Source organism: Humitalea rosea (genome assembly GCF_003253705.1).
GTDB lineage: Bacteria > Pseudomonadota > Alphaproteobacteria > Acetobacterales > Acetobacteraceae > Humitalea > Humitalea rosea.
The window spans coordinates 1-1,427 of the sequence record NZ_QKYU01000065.1 but is presented as its reverse complement, the minus strand read 5'-3'; the positions used below and the strand labels follow the sequence as shown (position 1 = coordinate 1,427).

General features: G+C 69.0%; 1 protein-coding gene. It reads right to left on the bottom strand.

What is annotated here, in order from left to right:
• Positions 1-1,185: IS110 family RNA-guided transposase (locus C8P66_RS23355; protein ID WP_111400672.1), on the bottom strand; the 1,185-nt coding region annotated here is incomplete at its 3' end.
• Positions 1,186-1,427 lie beyond the last annotated feature (242 nt).

The window sequence follows — 1,427 nt, the reverse complement described above, 5'->3', positions numbered from 1 at the left end:
GGTCTGGAAGGGCGTGCGGTTTTGCACGACGGCCCAGAGCACGTTCACGCGGCGTCTTGCGAGGGCGATGACGGCCTGATGGTGGCGTTTTCCTTCGCGCCGCTTGCGATCGTAGAAGGCGCGGCTGTCGGAGTGCGCGAGCGAGCAGAAGGCGGATTGGTAGAAGACGCGCTTGAGGCCTTTGTTGCCGCCGGTGGGTCTGCGCAGGAAGCGTGTTCGGCCGGATTGTCGCAGGACGGGCGCCATGCCGGCGGCCGAGGCGAGCGCATCGGCGGAGCGGAAGCGGGAGAGGTTGCCTGCCTCGGCGATGAGTTCGGCGGAGAGGACGACCCCCATGCCGGGCAGGCTTCGGATGAGGGCCGCGTCAGGGTGGCGTTGGAGCAGCGCCTCCAGTTCGCGGTCGAGTTCGATGAGGCGGGCGCGGCTGGCGAGCGCCTCTGCGGCGAGTTCGCGGATCAGGCGGGCGGTCATGCGCTCGGCCGGCACGGCGATGTTTTGCTCGGCGGCGACGGCGAGCGCGCGATCGGCCAGCGCCTCGACATTGGGCAGGCCGCCGGCGGCTTGCAGGTGACGGACCAGGCGTTTCTTGCCGGCGGTGCGCAGCTCGGCGGGCGTGACGAATTTCGTCAGCAGGTGCAGCGGCCCCTTGGTGGTGAGGTCGAGGCACGCCTCCAGGCCGGGAAAGATGCTGACGAGCATGTCGTGCATCCGCGCCACACGCTGGGTCTGGGCGTGTACCAGATCGCGGCGGCGGCCGACGAGGAGCCTGATCTCGAGGTCGATCTCGGTGGCCGGCTCGATGCGGCGCAGGTCGGCGCGGGAGCGGACCTGGTCGGCGATGGTGCGGGCATCGCGCGGGTCGGACTTGTTCTCGCCGCCGACGGTGCCCTGGCGGGCGCGGTTGACGGCCAGGCCCGGGACGTGGAGCAGGGTGAAGCCGGCCGCGGCCAGCATGGCCTCGGCGAGGCCGGCGATGCCGCCGATCACGTCGAGACCGATGCGTATCGTGCTGCCTTCTGGACCGTCCCCTGGTCCGGCGAGTGCGCCAAGTTGGTCGGCCAGGCTTGCGATATCGGTCGGCGTGTTCAGCAGCTTGCGGTTGATCTGCACGACGCCGTCGGCATCGATGGCGGTGACCCAGTGGATTTCCTTTGCGATGTCGATACCGACACTGATCCTTTGCATGGTGCCCTCCGGCGGTTGAAGGTTCGGCATCCCGCCCGCGCCGTCGTCGCCCTACACAGCGATGGATCGCAGAGCCTAATCAGCGGTCGAGGCGGTGTGGCGGTGCCGGGGGAAATGCCACCCAAGCCATCACGGGCAGCCAGCATGAAAACCATCCCGACACCGCCGCCGCGCCGTGATCCTGGCATGCCAGGATCACGGCGTCAGGCACTGCAGAAGCAGCATCTGAACGGTAGGGCAGC